The following is an 18,776-nucleotide window of genomic DNA, read 5'->3' on the forward strand; positions in this document are numbered from 1 at the left end:
GCTTCAGGCCCTTGCTTCTATCTTTAAACAATAAAGAAGCCGACCTGTAAACAGGCCGGCTTCTCTTACCTTAAACAAACTCTATTATTCAACCCGATCCGGGATAACATGTTTCAAACCAAGGAGTTATTTTGTAAACTTCACGTCGTTATACTTGGACGTGATGTTGATTGAGCCTTTGGAAGTTGAGTTGCCGTATTTGCCCTTATACTCTGCTGAGGTATGGCCTTTTTCCAGTGTAGTAAACTTCACTAAGTTGCGGTCTACTTTAAATTCGGCAAACTGCACGTTTACGTTAAAGTCGAAAGCCGAATCATCTTCAAAATGCAGCTGGATTGGGGTAAAACCTCCACTCACTGAAATGGTTTTGAAGTTTTTATTCACTTTGTCCACTCTAAATGTACCGTACTTCAGGTCCATGTTCAAGGCCTCCGACAGATTTCCTATCTTCAGGTCACTGAACTTAGAGGAACCATTCACACCGTTGGTATTGGTTAAATTTACCGTGGAATAAGCCAGGTCCACATTTCCTTTGTTCAGGTAGCCAATCGTATTTGGCGAGCTATTGCAAAATGAGGCTTTGATGGAATTAGATGTATTCGACAGATTGCCCACTTTAAAAGCACCGTAACGTACAGTCAGGTCCACTTTTCCTTTCATGTCGGGCAGGTATACATTGCCGAAGCTATTCTTCACCACCAGCTGGTTATCTTCGGGCATGTTGATAGTATAATTAATCTCGAAGCTTTGATGTCCGCTCTTAGAGTTGATAGACCCCATTTCGGTTTTAACAGCGATTGTACTGCCGCTACGGGTATCTGTCACGTTGATTTTGTTGAGCATCTCCTGCGCGGTTTGCTCTGAGTTGGCACGGCTTATAATGTCAACCTTAACCTGTATCTCATTGCGATTCCAGGTGCTCACGTGCACGTTACCGAACTTATTGTCGATGTTCAGCACATCCGACTTACTCACTTTGTAAGTCTTATCGAATGTTTTTCGCTTCTCTGAGCTGTAGGTATACGCTTCTGCTTCCTGCCAATCCTGCTGGTGCGGCATTACTATGACAGGTGGCTGTGGAGGCAAAGGAGGAGTGGGTGGCAGTGTCTGCTGCGCAGCAAGGGCTGGTGGCGCAGGTGGCGTTTGGCTTGGGCAAGGCTCTGGCGCATAAGGCTGTGCCATGGCCAGGGCAGGTAGTATCACCAAAAGCGTGGCTAGGTGGTAGCGCAATGATTTAAATAGTTGTCGTTCCATTGTTCTGTGGTTCAGTAGTATCTTGTTCTTTTATCGCTTCTATTTTTTTGAGCACTTCCAGTTGACGGTTCAGCACTTCGATCCGGATCTGCAGGTTCTGGATCATGGCCGCCATCACCTGGTCGGTGTTCGGCGTGGTATATAATTGATTCTTGAGTCGGGTATAGCTGCTGTCAAGGCGAGCCAGTTCGCGATCAATCTCGCGTGTCTCATCCAGACCGAGCACTTTTAGGTCGTATTCGCTCAGTTCTTCACGTTTGCTGTTGATCTGGCTGGTGTAGTACACTTCTACTTCAGCAAGTTCTGGCGCCATTTGGTACACTGAGGGCTGCTCCCCTGTTGTACTGGTAGCAGCTATAGTGTTAGTGGTCGCTGGCGTATTCTGCTTCACCGTCCAGAGGGTGATGCCACAGGCGAGCAAGAGCACAATGGTAGCAGCAACCCGCATGAACATGAAGTCGGCGCTGAAGTTGAGTCGCTCCCCGAAGTTGATACTGATCACCTTCGCTTCTTTGCGAGTCTTCTTATCCTGTGCCTTCTGTGTGTTCAGATCGGTACAGATTTCCTGCCACAGCTCCGGTCTGGGTTCGAATACATCGAATTCCTCCCGGTTTTCATTCACAAATTCCTTTAATCTATTTTTCATCTTTCTCCTCTTTATCATTACCCACGGCTAGGCCATGGAATGTGTGTCTTTCATAATCTCCAACAGCTTCTTGCGGGCCCGGCTGTACTGCGATTTCGATGTAGATTCGCTTACACCCAATATTTCGCCAATCTCACTGTGGTCGTAACCTTCTAACAGGTATAAGCTCAGCACCACTCTGTAGCCGTCTGGCAGACGCTGAATGGCCCGGCGCACCTGTTCTACCTGCCACTCGGTATCGTCTTGATACTCCTCGTCAGGTATGTCTCCGGCGATGCGGTCTTCGAGCGGCACCAGTTCTGAACGGCGCTTGCGCACCGCGTTGACTGATGCATTGATTACTATCCGTTTGAGCCAGCTCCCGAATGAAGCTTCTGCTTTGTAAGAATGCAGGTTCTTAAAGGCACTAATGAAGGCTTCCTGAAGCACGTCCTCCGACTCGGCATAGTCATTGGTAATGCGCATGCTCACGTTAAACATGGCCTTGGAGTACAGTTTGTATAGCTCGTACTGGGCACGGTTATCCCCTTCCCTGCAGCGCTGCACTACCTGTGCGTTAACATCCTGAAAAGTGCCTTTTTCCAAAATCGCCTTGTTTATCGTTCTTTTTGCCTTATTAGTCGATTAATTCTCTTATTTCATCTTGTTTCTTTGCCTCCCTTCATTCTATCTGCACTAAAGACACAAGTAAATCCGTTGGGTTGCATCAAGTTGCAAAATATTTTTAAAAATTATCCGTTGCTCACCTCCACATTACACGGCTTGACTTATTTGTCAGGTATAGCCACAAAAAAAGCCAGCTCCCGAGGGAGCTGGCTTTTGAATTTACTGACCTCACAGTGTCTTTCTGACCTGTGAGCTTTTTGGGAGATTTCAACCATTACGATCTCTCGTAGGCTTGAAATTCAAATTATATTTATCCTATACTCGTTGCAAAGTAGCGGTATACTTCGCTTCGTAGCTAACAAGACGCTCACAGGTCTGAAAGACGCTGTGAGGTCAGGGGTTTAATCCATTATATCAAACTTGATACCTTGCGCCAGTGGCAGTTCGCGGCTGTAGTTGATCGTGTTGGTTTGACGACGCATGTAGATTCTCCAGGCATCTGATCCGGACTCACGGCCACCTCCGGTGTCTTTCTCACCACCAAAGGCGCCACCGATCTCAGCACCGGACGTACCAATGTTCACGTTGGCTATACCGCAATCAGAGCCCCAATGGCTCAGGAAAGCCTCTGTCTCCAGCATGTTAGTCGAGAAAATAGAAGAAGAAAGACCCTGTTTCACACCGTTCTGGATGTCGATGGCATTCTCTACGCTGCCACTGTAGCGGATCAGGTATAGGATCGGGGCAAAGGTCTCTTCCTGCACCATATGGTAGTGGTTCTCGGCCTCTACAATGGCTGGCGTCACATAAGTACCTGTCGTGTACTGGTCGCCTTCCAGCACTTCGCCACCGATCAATAGCTTGCCACCTTCTTTCTGCACTTCTTCCAATGCATTCTGGAAAGCCTTCACCGCGTCTTTGTCGATCAGCGGACCTACCAGTGTGGTATCGCTCAGCGGATGACCGATCGGCAGGTTCGGATAGATCTTGAGCAAGCGGTCGCGAACCTGATCAAATATATTTTCGTGGATGATCAAACGACGGGTAGATGTACAGCGCTGTCCGCAGGTACCCACAGCGCCGAACACCACGGCACGAAGCGCCATCTCGATATCGGCATTCTCTGTCATGATGATAGCATTGTTACCACCCAGCTCTAAGAGGGACTTGCCCAGTCGAGCACCAACTGCTTCACCTACTTTCTTACCCATGCGGGTAGAGCCTGTAGCCGACACAAGCGGCACGCGGGTGTCATGCGCCATCAGGCTGCCAATCTCCGCATCACCGATGATCACGTTGAAGATTCCCTCCGGCAGTTCGTTATCAGCCAGTACATCGCGGATGATGTGCTGACAGGCGATGGCCGTGAGCGGTGTTTTTTCAGATGGCTTCCAGATGGTCACGTCACCGCAAACGGCTGCGAGCATGGCGTTCCAGCTCCAAACCGCTACCGGGAAGTTGAAGGCGGAGATAACGCCCACAATGCCCAGCGGATGGTACTGCTCGTACATGCGGTGCTGCGGACGCTCTGAGTGCATGGTATAGCCATGCAGCTGACGTGATAAGCCTACTGCAAAGTCGCAGATGTCGATCATTTCCTGCACTTCGCCAAGGCCTTCCTGTAAGATTTTACCCATTTCGTAGCTCACCAGTTTGCCGAGCGCTTCCTTGTGCTCACGCAGCTTATTACCGATCTGGCGCACGACCTCACCACGCTTCGGTGATGGTATGGTACGCCATACCTTAAACGCTTCCTGAGCAGTCTTCACTACTTGCTCGTAGTCCTCGGCAGTGGCCATGTTTACGCTGGCGATCAGACTGCCATCGGCTGGTGAGAAAATCTCGCGAGTGGTTTTGTTGTTTTCGCCACCCCAGTTCAGTCCTGTGCTATAGGCGGGGTTCAGTTCTTTTATACCTAGCTGTTGCAATACATCGGCAATGGCTTTTGTCATTGGCATTTCATCTATGGCTTGTTTCATAATTTTACTGCGTATTTTCGGGTTATAGGTGTTTTAACATCATTCGGACAGTATACCTGAGCGCAGGATACACTGCAGCATGAAGATAGGCCTTTTTTCTGGGCTAAGAAAACAAAAAAAGCTCCTGCCGTGCGGCAGGAGCTTTCTATTATATCGTTAAGCCTTAACGTTTCCCGATTGGGTAGTAGGCCTTTAATCCGTCAGGGTATACACCTTCTATGTAAACGATGCCGGTGTCAAAGTTTTTCAGGTGACGCTCTACATCAGCTGGCACGTTTACCGCATACTTATCAATACGGGTGATGATAAAACCATCTTTCATACCAGTGTCACGGAACTTGCTCTTGGCTACATTCGAGATCTTAGCACCGCCGTCTATACCTAGCTTGTTCATTTCCTGCTTGCTCACTGCCTCAAAGGAAGCACCGTCAAAGGTCACGGAGTTGGCATTGCTACGCTTCGATATCTCCGTACTGTTATTCAGGTTCTTGAGAGTAACATTCGCATTGCGGGTCTTGCCATCACGAAGGTATTCTACTTTCACTTTATCGCCAGGGCGATAACGGGCCACCTGCTCCAGCAACTGGGAAGAGCGTGCCACTTTCACGTCATTGATCGCTGTGATCACGTCGCCGTTACGAAGGCCGGCCTCTTTTGCACCACCTTCTTCTACTTCAGCCAGGTACACACCATTCAGCGTGTTCAGGTTTTTCTCTTTAGCCAGCGCTGCATCAATCTCCTGGATACGGGCACCCAAAAGGGCACGCTGTACTTCTCCATACTTCAGCAAATCGTCTACCACCTTGCTCACAATAGCAGAAGGCACGGCAAATGAATAGCCGGCAAAAGAACCTGTCTGCGAAGCGATCGCTGTGTTGATACCTACCAGGTCACCATTCAGGTTTACCAGGGCACCACCGCTGTTACCCGGGTTCACAGCTGCATCCGTTTGGATAAACGACTCAATGCTCAGGTCACGGCTCTGGCTCGTACGCAGAATGTTGATGTTACGACCTTTGGCACTCACAATACCAGCTGTCACAGTGGAGGTCAGGTTCATGGGATTACCCACGGCCAATACCCACTCACCTACCTGAAGGTCATCAGAGTTACCGTAACGGATGGTCGGTAGTTTATCGGCATTGATTTTTAGCAAGGCAAGGTCCGTAGTCGGGTCAGTGCCTACCAGTGTCGCTTCAAACTTGCGCTTATCGTCAAGAGTTACTTCGATTTTGTCGGCACGGTCGATCACGTGGTTGTTGGTCACGATGTAACCATTAGAGGCGATGATCACGCCAGAGCCAGAGCCCATCTGCGGACCACGCGGCACGCGCTCTCCAAAGCCGTCCCCAAAGAACTCACGCAGGAACGGGTCCATGGGTGTGTTGCTGCGCTGTGCAGAACGCACACTGTACTCCGTCATCACGTGCACTACACCCGGTGTGGATACCTGAGCTGCTTTAATAAAATTAAGCCCTTCCGGCACGATCACATCAGTACTGCGCATGTCGCTCGTGTAACGTACGGTCGGGTACTGCTGTTGAGTCTCTACTCCCTGCGGACTATCATTCTCCAGCAACTTATAGCTGCCTACTGCCACGCCGCCGCCCATTAGCGCCGAAAGTGTGAGGCCAACAATAAACTGTTTCGTCTTCATGTATTGAACTCCTTCTTATTGGTGAATATCTTATATTAAGAATTGTATATATAACAAAGCTATAACGCTAATATACTATACGGCAGTATACAAGGTCAAGTCAAATAGCGTTCTTTAACATTTCTATAACAAAAAAGAGGCCAGTTTAGATGGCCTCTTTTTTTGGGGTTTTCTAGTTATTTATCGTTGCCATTCTCAGAGGCGGCTACCCGCTTTTGTTTTGTGGGTTGTTTCGTTTCGTCACTGCCTGAGATGGTGATCTGGCGCTTCATCGTTTTGTGCTCGTCTTTCGGCACGTTCACCACTAGCACACCGTCCTGCAACTGTGCTGAGATCTTGTCCGGGTTCACATTGTCTGGCAGGTAGAAAGAGCGGGAGAAGGTACCGTATTGTGTTTCGAGCATCTGGTAACGACGTCCCTCCTCTTTCTTCTCGAAGCGGCGCTCACCTGAAATGGTCAGCTTGCCCTCCTGGAAATCGATGGCAATGTCCTCTTTGCGAATACCAGGCAGGGCTACTTCAATTTCGTAACCGCTCTCGGTTTCGCAGGCGTCTACATGTGGCGTAAAACCGGTGAAGCCTCTTGAGTTTACAGACTCGTTGAAGAATCTGTCTAGCATTGAACTGAAAGTCTGCGGCATGTCATCTTGCATGCCGTTGTATTTTCTAAGTACCATAACTACCTCCTGTTTTTAAGTTCTTGATTTAACTTACATACAGGCTATAGCTAAAATTTTGCCAGTCGTATTATTTTATCTGATCATGAAATAATGTCATTTCGTAATCCAGTTTATACCTGACAATTCTGTCAATTTTTCAGGAATCTAGTAGGTATAACTGCCTGTGGAAGTCGCTCTATTAAAGGTATACTTCAGTTCAAGGCCAAAAACAGGCGAAATGCGGTTACGTTTGGTGGTATAGCCTGGCTCGACCAGTATCCCGTCTTCATCATATTTTGGGCTTACTTCCACGAAGTAGTAATCGGTCTGTCGCAGGAAGTAGGGCGTTATGCGAAATCGGTCACTGAACTCGTAAGTGGCATCCAATCTTAGACGGGTGCGATCGATGGTGCGTACCAGCAATTCATTGGTTTCTTCACCGAATTCTTTTATAACAAACATCTCGTAGGAGAGGGAAGGTGTGATAAACCGCTCCCCAAGCGGAAGGCGCTTGCCTAGCTCTGCCATCAGCCTGAATCGCACGAAAGGGTCACGGCGCTCCTGATTAACGTAATCGAGCATGAGCTGTTTGTTGAAGTACAAACCTTTGATGCTGCCAGTATGCCGTAAAAAAGCTGATGTAAAGTTACTGGAGGGCATGTCTTCTTTCGCGTAGCGGAACATGGCGCCTGCCCGCCAGTAGTCAGTGAAGGCATGCTCGTAGCCTAGCGTGAACTCGATGCGCTCAAAGCTGCCCACCCCATTGTAGCGTTCATCGGTGTTGATGCGATACTGGTTCTGCAGAAACAGCAGGCCGCTTTCCCCCAGCCCGTAGCTTAGTTGCAGTTCAGGCCAGATGGCGGCAGGGGCTTTCACTTTGCTTTGCGCCTGGGCAAGCACTGGCCACGTGGCTACCAGCAATAGAAGGTATAGCTTTTTCATCATTCTTAATTTATACAATTTCAGCGCTCAACTCCTGCACGGCAATCCAGGCCATCAGGCCGCTGCCCGTTTCCAGTGCTGCTTCGTCAATGTCAAACGTTGGCGTGTGAACACCTGAGGTTATACCTCGTTCCTCGTTGCGGGTACCTAAGCGGTAAAAGCAAGCAGCTACTTCCTGGGAGTAATAAGCAAAGTCCTCGGCGCCCATCCACAGATCCAGGTCCACTACGTTTTCCGCTCCCAGGTATAGCGCAGCCGACTCACGGGCACGGCCTGTCAGGTCAGGGTCATTTTTCAGAAAAGGGTAGCCAAACTTAATGTCGATGTCGCAGCTGCCGCCCATACTTTCGCACAGGCCCTCAGCCAGTTTGCGTATACGGCGGTGCGCCTCTTTGCGCCATACCTCATCCATGGTCCGGAAAGTGCCTTCCACCTTCACCTCATTCGGAATCACATTAGTAGCGCCCAAGGCTTCCACTTTTCCAAAAGATAGTACCGTCGGCACTTTCGGACTGGCATGCCGGCTCACAATCTGCTGTAGTGCTACAATCAGGTGCGACGTGATCAGCACAGGGTCTATATTAAGTTCCGGCAGGGCTGCGTGCCCCCCTTTGCCTTTTACCGTAATATAGATCTCGTCGGCGCTGGCCATGTACATACCTGACCGGAAGCCAACTTTGCCGGCCGGCAGCATCGGGAATACGTGCTGCCCGATTATACCAGTAGGTGCCGGTTGCTGCAGTACGCCCTCTTTGATCATAACAGAGGCCCCACCCGGAAACTTCTCTTCTCCCGGTTGGAACACGAGTTTTACCGTTCCTTCAAACTCTTCACGCACCTCCTGCAGGATACGGGCCGCACCCAACAAAGAAGCCGTGTGCACATCGTGTCCGCAGGCATGCATCACACCTTCGTTCTTCGACTTGTAGTCTACAGCATTTTGCTCTGTGATCGGTAGTGCATCCAAGTCAGCACGTAAAGCGATGGTTTTGCTCTCTGGGTTGCGTCCCTTGATCAAGGCCACTACCCCAGTGTTGGCCATTCGCACCGTCTCCAGCCCGTAGCTCTGCAGCACTTGCTCCACATAAGCGGCTGTGTTGTGTTCTTCAAAGGAAAGCTCCGGGTTGGCGTGGATGTGCCGACGTATACCTGTTGTGTCCTGGGTATAGGCTGAGGCCAGCTCTTTTATTTTCTGCGCTAATTTGTTCATGAAAGCAAGGATGCAATAGGCCACTGTCGGCCCTGTTATCTTCTGTCAAATATAAAAAGAAAAACGTTGCAGCCGCCTGAGCAACTGCAACGCTGTATACCTGTAGCGGGTCGCTATACCTTAGTTTTTCGGAATATTGATCTGCTCCTGCACTATATGCGCATTAGGTATGAGATCACTGATCTGGTTGAGCACCTGCTGCGCCTCTATACGCGTAAAATAGTCCCCTATCTTAAGTCTGAAGTTAGGCTGCTGATAAGTCAAATAATCTTTTTCATCCGGTACCCGGGCAATGATGGCTTTGCGCAGATCCATTACGATCTGACGCTCCGATCCATTATACGCCAGTATGCGGTAACCCTGAGCATAGCGTATGTTCTTATTGACGCTGGCCACAGAGTCCATCAGCACAGCCACTTTGGCATTTGCATGGTTCGTCGGTTCTACCCTGGCTACTGTGGTACTTGCCTCTACTGCCGGATAGGTAGGGCGGTACACGCTGATATCATCTACTACACGGGCACTGGGGGTGGTCCTGTCAGGTGAACTCGTGCGAGCCTCTGCTGAAGGTTTGCAGGCCGATGACACCAGCAGGGCAATTATAAAAAGAAAACTAAGCGCTCTGTTCATGCTTTACAATTTGGATACTGGCAGAGCAACCCAACCGGTCGGCTCCCGCCTCAATTAACGCGATGGCATCGGCGTATGTTTTAATGCCGCCTGATGCTTTTATTTTGATATGACTTGGCAATACGCGGCGCATCAGCTGCACATCCTCTACCCGGGCGCCTCCCGATGCAAAGCCTGTCGATGTCTTCACAAAGTCAACGCCAGCAGCAGCGCAGATCTCGCATGCCTTTGTGATTTCATCCGGCGACAGAAATGCCGTCTCAATGATCACTTTTAGTTCCGCTTCTTTCAAGTGACAGAAGTTCGCCAGATCGCTCAGCTCGTTTTGTATCTCGCTATACCTGCCAGACTTGAAAAATGACACGTTCATCACAACATCAATCTCATTAGCTCCGTCGGCTATTGCCTGGTGGGTTTCGAGAAACTTTACCTTAGGGTGCTGGTAACCGAGCGGGAAGCCAACCACCGTGGCCACCTTCACCCTTGCCCCCGGCCCCAGTCGCTCGGTGGCGGCGTGTACATAGCAAGGCGGCACACATACCGCCGCGAAACCGTAATTGCGGGCTTCATCACACAATTGCATCACCTGGTCTGCTGTTGCATCAGGACGCAGGATCGTGTGGTCTATATAAGTAGCAAGTTCTTCTCCTGACATATTTTTTGGCAAAAGATGTTTTTGACAAAAGACAAAGGATATAAAGACTGGGCCTTATACCCGCTTTTATATCCTTTGCTTTTAGATAATCATATAAATAGTATAGCCGCCATACTTTTCAGAAGGCGGCTATCTTGTACTAATCTTCAATCAGTACGCAGCGGTTGTGGAGCAAGTCCTCCTCTACCGTTTTGAACTTCACGTCTTTGAGCACTCGGCCATCGTTGTACTGCACGCTCACGCGATCATTGCGACCGGCTACTTTCTGGGAGTGAGCAGGCATCACCTTTTCTGGCTCCGGCGCATGCATTGGACTGCTGTTATGCTCAAGCGACGAGTGCACTTCCTCTTTTTGCTCGTGCAGTACCGGCGGTTTTGGCATTTGTGGCGGACGTGGTGGTTGCACGTCTTCTGGCGCCTGTACCGGTATAAAGGCATGGAACAGGAAGGATACTGTTTCTTCGTTCACCTTGCCAATCATACGCTTGAACAGTTCAAATGACTCAAACTTGTAAATCAAGAGCGGGTCTTTCTGCTCGTACACGGCATTCTGTACCACTTGCTTCAGGTCGTCCATTTGGCGCAGGTGGTCAGTCCATGCCTGGTCGATCGTACCCAGCGTGATGATTTTCTCCATGGCACGGATCAGCTCCATAGCATGTGATTCATACGTCTTGGTCAGGTTCGCCACGGCGGCCAATTGGCGCTTGCCGTCTGTGAATGGCACAGCTACGTTCTCGATCATCGGTCCACGGTTCAGGTGGATGTTCTCGATGATTGGGAATGCCTGCTCCGCAATTTGCTTATTCTTGGTCAGGTAATGATTCAGCGCTTCGTTATACAGACGCTCAGCCAGCTGATTCGCCTGCACTGACTTGAACTCATCTTCTGAGATCGAAGTGTTGATACCGAATACACGGATGATGTTCAACTGGAAGTTGTCATAGTCTCCGGTATTCTTATAATTCACCACCATGTCTTCGCTGATATCATAGATCATGTTCCAGATATCGAGCTCCAGACGCTCACCGTACAGGGCGTTGCGGCGGCGCTTGTACACTACTTCACGCTGGGCGTTCATCACGTCATCGTACTCGAGTAGGCGCTTACGCTGTCCGAAGTTGTTTTCCTCTACTTTCTTCTGCGCACGCTCAATTGAGTTGGTGATCATCGAGTGCTGAATCACTTCGCCTTCTTCCAGACCCATGCGGTCCATCAGACGGGCGATACGATCCGAGCCGAACAGACGCATTAGGTTATCCTCAAGCGATACAAAGAACTGCGAAGAACCCGGGTCACCCTGACGACCGGCACGACCACGCAACTGGCGGTCAACGCGACGGGACTCGTGGCGCTCTGTACCGATGATGGCCAAACCACCTGAAGCCTTAGACTCCGGTGTCAGCTTAATGTCGGTACCACGACCGGCCATGTTCGTAGCGATGGTCACTGTACCTGGTTTACCAGCTTCCGCCACAATTTCGGCTTCTTTCTGGTGCATCTTGGCGTTCAGTACCTGGTGCTTGATCTTGCGCAGCGTGAGCATACGGCTCAGGAGCTCCGAGATCTCTACTGAAGTAGTACCTACCAGCACCGGACGGCCTTTCTCTGTCAGCTGCACGATCTCATCGGCTACAGCGTTGTATTTCTCACGCGTGGTCTTGTATACTTTGTCGTGTTCGTCCTGTCTGGAGATTGGACGGTTCGTAGGAATCACGACCACATCCAGTTTGTAGATGTCCCAGAATTCACCCGCTTCTGTTTCGGCTGTACCCGTCATACCTGACAGCTTGTGGTACATACGGAAGTAGTTCTGCAGCGTAACGGTGGCGTAAGTCTGCGTGGCATCCTCCACTTTCACGTTCTCTTTCGCCTCGATGGCCTGGTGCAAACCGTCAGAATAGCGACGACCTTCCATTACACGACCTGTCTGCTCATCTACGATCTTTACCTTATTGTCTGGCGTCACGATATATTCCGTGTCCTTCTCAAACAAGGTATAGGCCTTAAGCAACTGGTTGATGGTATGCACACGCTTGGTCTTCTCCTGGAAGTCAGCGATCAATTGCTCTTTGGCGTGCAGTACCTCTTCTTCGCTAAGAGATTTGTTATTTTCGATGTTGGCAATCTCCGTACCAATATCTGGCAAGATAAACAGTTGCGGATCTTCACCCTGTCCTGTGATCAGGTCAAGGCCTTTTTCAGTCAACTCGATCTGGTTATGCTTCTCGTCGATGGTGAAGTAAAGCGGCTCATCAGCTTCCGGCATCATGCGGGAGTTGTCCTGCAGGTAGTAGTTCTCCACCTTCTGCATGATGGCACGGTTACCTGTTTCACTCAGGAACTTGATCAATGGCTTGCTCTTTGGCAGACCACGATAGGCTCTGAACAGTGATAGACCGCCTTCCTGTGTATTTCCTTCTTTGATCAGACGCTTGGCTTCAGTCAGGTAGTTCATCACTACTTTGCGCTGTGCTTCTACCAGCGTGGCAATGCGTGGCTTCAGTTGGTAGAACTCGTGCTCGTCGCCACGCGGCACCGGACCTGAGATGATCAGTGGTGTACGGGCGTCGTCAATCAACACGGAGTCAACTTCATCGACCATGGCGTAGTGGTGCTTGCGCTGTACTAGATCTTTGGTCTCACGTGACATGTTGTCGCGCAGGTAGTCGAAGCCGAATTCGTTGTTAGTACCGTAAGTAATATCGGCGCGGTAGGCGTTGCGGCGGGCCTCTGAGTTAGGCTGGTGCTTGTCGATGCAGTCGATGGTAATGCCATGGAACTCAAACAACGGTGCCATCCACTCCGAGTCACGGCGGGCGAGGTAATCGTTCACGGTTACTACGTGTACGCCGCGCTTCGAAAGGGCGTTCAGGAAGGCAGGCAGCGTCGCTACCAATGTTTTACCCTCACCTGTGGCCATCTCCGCGATCTTACCCTGGTGTAGCACGATACCACCGATCAGCTGCACATCGTAGTGCAGCATTTCCCATGTGATCTCATTTCCGGCAGCCATCCACTTGTTTGCCCAAATGGCTTTGTCACCGTCTATCTGCACGTTTGGTTTGCGTGTGGAAATCTCACGGTCCATGTCGTTGGCAGTCACTACCAGCTGACCGTTCTCTTTCCAGCGGCGGGCTGTTTCTTTTACAATGGCAAAACCAACCGGGAGCACTTGCATCAGCACTACCTCCAGTTCTTTGTTGCGCTCCTTTTCCAGCTCGTCAATTTCCGAGAAGATATTCTCTTTCTGCACAATGTTCAGCTCCGGCTCGTCGGCCACACGCTTGTGAAGAGCGGCGATCTTTTCGTCAGTAGGCTTCAGGTGCTCATCGATGATGCCTTTTATCTCTACTGTTTTCTGACGAAGCTGGTCATCAGTCAGGCCAGAAAGCTTTGCGTATTCTTCGTTTATTTTGGATACGTAAGGTAGTACCTCCTTTATATCTCTGTCGGACTTGGTTCCGAATAGTTTCGCAACGGTTTTACCGAAAAAATCAAACATCTGTATTGTTGTTCTTAAATGAAATCCTGCGTTTGCAATATCGTCAAAAATAGCTGTTTTTCTGATATATCTAAAGTTCTACACCAAAACAATACCAGAATGACAGCTGTATAGACAATCTGCCATATTTGCCGATAGGCTTTACTTTCTCTTCCAACAAAGCCTGGGCCATGTAAATTCCTGTGTCAGAAAGGGAAAGGTTGTGGCAATGTGACAGGGAGTGGAGTAATGCTTTGCTAGTTAAGCGATAGTTGTTGCGGGTATAGCAACGTGTATTGTTTTATAGCTTCGCCTGTGCGGCGGGCACCTACTTTTTTTCTTGACAAAAAAAGTAGGCAAAAAAGTCAAGACGCTCCAAACTCGCTGAACGCTCAAACAGTGGAGCGTCATTTAGGTGCACTTGGCTGAGGTGATTTGTTTCATTGCCAATGTGCAAGTCACTTCTTCAATGCGTGCTAGTGGTTTGTAATAGTAACTATAGGATTTATACCTGTAAAATGGCAAAACAGGTTCCCCGCCTTGGATAAGGAGGGGTTAGGGGTGGTTTGACCCGGTTCAGAAGGTAGAGTCCCCCTTTGAAGGGGGCAGGGGGATGACAATCGTGCATGAAAACCCTGTCAATCCTTAAATCCTGAAAACCCTGATTCAGACAAACACCCGCTGCATTTCCACCACATCATCCCAACTGCCATCAGACTTGCGCAGCCATTCCCGGCGTATACCTACCTCCTCAAAGCCGGCATTTTTGAAAAGCTTGATACTGGTGTGGTTGGTGGCCGTAACACTGCAGTATACCTGATGCAGCTGCAAGGTATGTTGGCAGTAGCCGAGTAATAGATGTAATGCTTCGGCGGCATGGCCTTTGCCGCGGTATGGGGCTGATACGACGACGCCTATACCTGCGCGGCGGTGAAGCGGGTCGAAGTCAAAGAGATCGATAGCGCCTATTGCTTCGTGCTCGTGATTGCAGATGACTAGTCGGAGTTGCTTGATGGTATAGATGTCGAGAGCGGCGTTCTCGAGGTATTGCTCCAGCACAAATTTTGAGTAGGGCGTGAGCGTGTTGCCTACATGCCATACCGACGTGTCATTCTCTAAGGTATACAGAAAGTCCAGATCAGTGGGTTCGAGGGCCCGCAGGTAGGTATATTCGCCTCTCAGGAACATGCGCTATACCTTCTCTGGAACAGGTACCGTACCTGTGAAGACTAATTTGGCTGGCCCTGTCAGGTATATGTAGCGGAAACCAAGGCCTTGCTGCTCGAAGCTCACCTGTAGTGTTCCTCCCGGAGTTTTCACGCGTACCGGACTTTCCATGCCGCGCATACCTGCCACCAAGGCACAGGCTGTCACACCGGTTCCGCATGACAGGGTTTCGTCTTCTACGCCGCGCTCATAGGTACGCACATGTATCGTGTCTTCGGACAGACGCTCCACAAAATTCACATTGGTGCCCACTGCTTCAAAGCGATCATTGTACCGCACGGCACGGCCTTCAGCGTATACATCCAGGTCCCGCACATTGTCCACGAAGCGTACATAGTGTGGTGAACCGGTATTGAGGTAGAAGTCCTCTCCTATTCTTTCCACGCCGGTCACATCACTCATCTTCAGCTGTATTTCCTCACGTTCGATGTTGGCCTGGTGCTCACCATCGGCCGCCAGAAAGTAAGCCACATCTTCGATTACGCCGAGTTGTTTGGCGAAACGCACTGTACAGCGGGCCCCGTTTCCGCACATGGAGCCCAAGCGGCCGTCTGCGTTAAAGTATACCATCTCGAAATCGTAATCGTCGTGGTCCTGCAACAGGATCAGGCCATCGGCACCGATGCCGGTCCGGCGGTCGCACAGGTGTTTGATCATCTGCTCGTCCTCTGCCGGGAAGGTCAACTTCCGGTTGTCGATCATGACAAAGTCGTTGCCTGTACCCTGGTATTTATAAAAGCTTAGTGGCATACTTTAGAAACATTTAAATCAGCTGATACGTGCAATTTTCAGGCACGGCATATAATTCGTAATTTGCCGCTATTACACAAGCCGGATATAAACAGCAAATATATGTATTCCTTTTTAACAACAGAAAACTGGGCTGACTACGAACTCGTTGACTCGGGTAATTTCGAAAAACTGGAGCGCTTTGGCCAGTACTACGTGGCCCGCCCCGAGCCACAGGCCATCTGGGACAAGCATCTACCCGAATCAGAGTGGCAGCGCATGGCCAATGCCGTGTTCACCCGCGACAAAGGCAGCCAGGAGAAAGGCCAGTGGAAACTTCAAAAAGGAATGCCCGAGCAGTGGTACATCGACTATAAGTACAGCGACCTGAAACTACGTTTCCGTCTGGGTTTGTCTTCGTTTAAGCACGTAGGCCTGTTTCCTGAGCAGGACAGCAACTGGAAATTCATTTATAACAAAACCCGCTCGCTGAAGACTAAAACGCCGAAGGTGCTCAACATGTTCGCTTATACCGGTGCTGCTACTCTGGCCGCTAAAGCCGCTGGTGCCGACGTAACGCACCTTGACTCAGTAAAGCAGGTTAACTTCTGGGCCCGCGACAACATGGAGGCCAGTGGCCTCGACAATGTGCGCTGGATCGTGGAAGACGCCATGAAGTACGCCCGACGTGAGGTGAAGCGTGGCAACACCTACAACGGCATTATTCTGGACCCGCCCGCTTATGGCCGTGGCCCGAACGGTGAGAAGTGGCAGCTGGAAAACGAGTTGAACGAGCTCATCAAACTCTGCCACCAGATGCTCGACAAAACCGACTTTTTCCTGGTGATCAACCTCTACTCCTTGGGCTTCTCAGCTTTGATTCTGGATAACCTGATGCGTTTGACATTCGGGGAGCAAATAAAGAATGAAGAACTAGGTGAGATATATCTGCACGACCGTGGAGAGCGGAAGCTGCCATTGGGGACTTTCTTCAGGTTTAGCTCGGAGAGGTAGTAGGTAAAGGTTATATTTCCATAACAGAGAAATTACAAATAACTTAATTAGAAGAATTCTCTTCTAAAAGAACTTCATGAGCAAGATCACAATCCTATTCTGGGCTTTATTCACCTTGAGTGCCACAACAGCCATAGCGCAAGACGGCAGTATAACTATAGGTATAGAAGGTGGCCCAAACCGTAGCAAACTCTGGGGAAATGATTTCGTTGAGAAAAGCAGGTATTTAAAACCAGCCGATAACTTCTCAACTGGTATCTCACTTGTGTACAGTTTTACTGATTTCTTGTCCTTGCGGTCAGGTATTGCTTTTGAGAGAAAGGGACTAACGTACCAAGTTCAACACATGGATGAATCGGGTAATCAATCTGAGTTAATACCCGGGCGCTCAAATTACGATTATCTCATACTACCTTTGATGGCCAGAGCCACTTTAGGAAGTAAGCCCTTTTTCTTTGTAAACGCTGGCCCCTACTTGGGCTTTTTGCTCAAGCAGAAGGATGTAATTGAGAGCTCTGAGCTGCAGAGTGGCTCAACCATGGATAATACTGAGAACTTTAAGAGACTTGACATGGGCATCTCCGCTGGTCTTGGTGCCGGGATGCCAATTACTGAAAGAGCAAAGCTGACACTGGAGCTGCGCCACAACTTGGGTCTTATTAATATTAGCGATGTACCCGTTAACAATGGCGGAACTATCAAAACAAGATCAACTAACCTTCTGCTAGGTATATCTTACAAGCTCAAAGGTTGATGTCCCCCTCTTCAGCAATTATCATTCAAGAAATAACATGATTCTACTAAGTGGCGGATTATCAATCGGCATGCTGTCCAGTCTTCTAGGGGCTTTTGTGGGTGCATTTGCTGTTTTTATTTGGTCGCACATCTATGCTACTAAAACTCCCTTTTATAATTTGAGTTATATCAACTACCCGGCAATACAGAAAGTTTTCGTATACCTGTTCTTCATGCTATTTGCTCTTATATCTGCAATAGTGGCTTTTTATATTCTCTTGTTCTCGATTGGGGCAATTTTCGCTTCTTTTGATAATGTTTAATAAGAAATTAACCCCTCCCCTATGACTAAACGCCTCGCACTCATCGATATGGGCACCAACACGTTTCACCTCCTCATCACTGAGGTAGATGCCACCGGTAACCGCACGGATTTTGTGAAAACTAAATTGCCGGTACGGTTGGGCCAGGGTGGCATCAGCAAGGGGACTATTGCGCCAGAGGCTTATGAACGGGCGCTGAAAACACTGAAGGATTTCCGGAAGCAGATCGACGAGTACGGAGTGGAAACGGTACGAGCCATGGCGACCAGTATGGTGCGCAACGCCAGTAATGGCGAAGACTTTATCAAGGACATTTACAAACAGACAGACATAGCAGTAGAGATAATCGACGGTGCCCGTGAAGCAGAATTAATCTACTACGGTGTGCGTTCAGCCGGCGTGTTGGATGAGCAGACCTCCCTGATCATGGACATTGGCGGGGGTAGCGTGGAATTTATCCTCTGCAACAATCAGGAGATCTTCTGGAAGCAAAGCTTTGAAGTGGGTGCCCAGCGCCTAATGGACAGGTTCCTCACCTCCGACCCTATACCTACCGAACAGGTAGCTGCCGAAAAAAGCTTTTTGGCAGAGCGATTGCAACCGCTTACAGACGCCGTAAACAAGTATAAACCCGCTCGACTGGTAGGTGCTTCTGGTACCTTTGACACCCTTTGTGATATTGATGCCCTCAGCCGTGGTGATAATACCCGACAGCTTTCGCAACCTGCTACTTCTACCTTGCAGATCTCGGACTACTACAAAATACACCAGGAACTGCTGCACAAAACACACGACGAACGACTGGCTATACCTGGCATGCTGGAAATGCGGGTCGACATGATCGTGCTGGCCAGTATATTGGTCGATTTCGTACTCGAAACCTACAGCTTGAAAGAGATACGGGTGTCAGCTTATGCATTGAAAGAAGGTGTCCTGGCACAGGCACTCGAATCGATGTAGTCGAAACATACCTATACCTTAAAACAAAACGAGCCTGCTAATCAAAGCAGGCTCGTTTTGTTTTAA

The 18,776-nt window shown here is 49.5% G+C and carries 16 protein-coding genes; 3 read left to right on the forward strand and 13 right to left on the reverse strand.

Going from position 1 to position 18,776, the window contains the following annotated elements:
* Positions 1-126 precede the first annotated feature (126 nt).
* The 13 genes from AC5FX6_RS16120 to dapF all read right to left on the reverse strand — a co-directional run bounded on the left by AC5FX6_RS16120 (position 127) and on the right by dapF (position 15,699).
* On the reverse strand, positions 127-1,254 hold the full coding sequence (locus AC5FX6_RS16120) for a DUF4097 family beta strand repeat-containing protein (protein ID WP_493598008.1): 1,128 nt from the start codon (positions 1,252-1,254) through the stop codon (positions 127-129).
* Positions 1,235-1,900, reverse strand: a complete 666-nt coding sequence (locus AC5FX6_RS16125) for a hypothetical protein (RefSeq protein WP_493598009.1) — start codon at positions 1,898-1,900, stop codon at positions 1,235-1,237. The genes AC5FX6_RS16120 and AC5FX6_RS16125 overlap by 20 nt, the downstream gene beginning before the upstream one ends.
* 27 nt (positions 1,901-1,927) lie before the next feature.
* Positions 1,928-2,485, reverse strand: a complete 558-nt coding sequence (locus AC5FX6_RS16130; protein ID WP_493598010.1) for an RNA polymerase sigma factor — start codon at positions 2,483-2,485, stop codon at positions 1,928-1,930.
* 422 nt (positions 2,486-2,907) lie between these two features.
* Positions 2,908-4,485 carry an L-piperidine-6-carboxylate dehydrogenase gene (gene amaB / locus AC5FX6_RS16135; RefSeq protein ID WP_493598011.1) on the reverse strand — a complete coding sequence of 526 codons (1,578 nt, stop codon included), beginning with the start codon at positions 4,483-4,485 and terminating at the stop codon, positions 2,908-2,910.
* A gap of 163 nt (positions 4,486-4,648) precedes the next feature.
* Positions 4,649-6,142, reverse strand: coding sequence for a Do family serine endopeptidase (locus tag AC5FX6_RS16140; protein ID WP_493598012.1), 1,494 nt, complete (start codon positions 6,140-6,142; stop codon positions 4,649-4,651).
* A 176-nt stretch (positions 6,143-6,318) separates the two neighbouring features.
* Positions 6,319-6,819 (reverse strand): Hsp20/alpha crystallin family protein, encoded by a 501-nt coding sequence (locus tag AC5FX6_RS16145; RefSeq protein ID WP_493598013.1) that lies wholly within the window; start codon positions 6,817-6,819, stop codon positions 6,319-6,321.
* Between the two features lie 147 nt (positions 6,820-6,966).
* Entirely contained in the window at positions 6,967-7,743 is a 777-nt protein-coding gene (locus AC5FX6_RS16150) for a DUF2490 domain-containing protein (RefSeq protein WP_493598014.1), read from the reverse strand.
* 10 nt (positions 7,744-7,753) lie between these two features.
* A complete protein-coding gene (locus AC5FX6_RS16155) occupies positions 7,754-8,953 on the reverse strand; it encodes a M20 metallopeptidase family protein (protein ID WP_493598015.1) in 1,200 nt (399 codons plus the stop codon).
* Positions 8,954-9,073: 120 nt separating this feature from the next.
* The gene (locus AC5FX6_RS16160) at positions 9,074-9,583 is read right to left on the reverse strand and encodes a sporulation protein (RefSeq protein WP_493598016.1); all 510 of its coding nucleotides are present in this window, start codon (positions 9,581-9,583) and stop codon (positions 9,074-9,076) included.
* Positions 9,567-10,238 carry a deoxyribose-phosphate aldolase gene (deoC, locus tag AC5FX6_RS16165; protein ID WP_493598017.1) on the reverse strand — a complete coding sequence of 224 codons (672 nt, stop codon included), beginning with the start codon at positions 10,236-10,238 and terminating at the stop codon, positions 9,567-9,569. The genes AC5FX6_RS16160 and deoC overlap by 17 nt, the downstream gene beginning before the upstream one ends.
* A gap of 139 nt (positions 10,239-10,377) precedes the next feature.
* On the reverse strand, positions 10,378-13,743 hold the full coding sequence (secA, locus tag AC5FX6_RS16170; RefSeq protein WP_493598018.1) for a preprotein translocase subunit SecA: 3,366 nt from the start codon (positions 13,741-13,743) through the stop codon (positions 10,378-10,380).
* Positions 13,744-14,388: 645 nt separating this feature from the next.
* Positions 14,389-14,910 (reverse strand): GNAT family N-acetyltransferase, encoded by a 522-nt coding sequence (locus tag AC5FX6_RS16175; RefSeq protein WP_493598019.1) that lies wholly within the window; start codon positions 14,908-14,910, stop codon positions 14,389-14,391.
* Between the two features lie 3 nt (positions 14,911-14,913).
* Positions 14,914-15,699, reverse strand: coding sequence for a diaminopimelate epimerase (gene dapF / locus AC5FX6_RS16180; RefSeq protein WP_493598020.1), 786 nt, complete (start codon positions 15,697-15,699; stop codon positions 14,914-14,916).
* 102 nt (positions 15,700-15,801) lie between these two features.
* Between dapF and AC5FX6_RS16185 the strand changes: the two genes are divergently transcribed.
* The 3 genes from AC5FX6_RS16185 (at position 15,802) to AC5FX6_RS16195 (ending at position 18,710) form a co-directional block, all read left to right on the forward strand.
* Positions 15,802-16,692, forward strand: a complete 891-nt coding sequence (locus AC5FX6_RS16185) for a class I SAM-dependent methyltransferase (protein WP_493598021.1) — start codon at positions 15,802-15,804, stop codon at positions 16,690-16,692.
* A gap of 76 nt (positions 16,693-16,768) precedes the next feature.
* Positions 16,769-17,446: a porin family protein gene (locus tag AC5FX6_RS16190; protein ID WP_493598022.1), complete on the forward strand. Its 678-nt coding sequence runs from the start codon at positions 16,769-16,771 to the stop codon at positions 17,444-17,446.
* A gap of 325 nt (positions 17,447-17,771) precedes the next feature.
* Positions 17,772-18,710, forward strand: a complete 939-nt coding sequence (locus AC5FX6_RS16195) for a Ppx/GppA phosphatase family protein (protein ID WP_493598023.1) — start codon at positions 17,772-17,774, stop codon at positions 18,708-18,710.
* Positions 18,711-18,776 lie beyond the last annotated feature (66 nt).

This window comes from Pontibacter sp. LHS2 (assembly GCF_058932845.1).